Below are 421 nucleotides of genomic sequence, written 5' to 3' on the forward strand. Positions count from 1 at the left end.
GGCTCGCGCAGCGCGATTTCGCTCGCCGCGGAGTCCAACAGGCGGCCAAGCGTAAGCGGAAGCTTCTCAGGGAGGGGGAACTCTTGAAGCTTGGTACCGGTGAACTCGTAGAAACTTTCCCAGGCGTACCGCCCCGTGGACCGCTCTCCTCCTCTGTTTCCCTTGTCCTGGCTGACCTGTTTCAACCAGAAACAAGCAGTCGAAGAGTTCAACAACCCCAAGAGCTCAAGGTGTTCGTCTTCACTGACCCCTTCCGGCAGCTTTACCACCGGACCTGTGCGATTGAAAACTTTCCCGCCTCGATCTAGCACGAAGTGGTTATGCGTGGCCACGAAAGCAAAGGCAATCGACAGAGGAGATCGAAATCGACGCGGAAAAAACATACTATGATCAAACCATCTCAGACCGCGCTCTTCCGGCG

Annotated in this window: 1 protein-coding gene; it reads right to left on the reverse strand. The window is 56.1% G+C overall.

Annotated elements, in window-relative coordinates; translation table 11 throughout:
• A partial coding sequence (locus tag J1M37_RS10870) for a hypothetical protein (RefSeq protein ID WP_206452647.1) occupies nt 1–332 on the reverse strand: 332 nt, incomplete at its 3' end.
• Nucleotides 333–421: the final 89 nt, after the last annotated feature.

Source organism: Micrococcus sp. KRD012, assembly GCF_017168555.1.
Classification (GTDB): domain Bacteria; phylum Actinomycetota; class Actinomycetes; order Actinomycetales; family Micrococcaceae; genus Micrococcus; species Micrococcus luteus.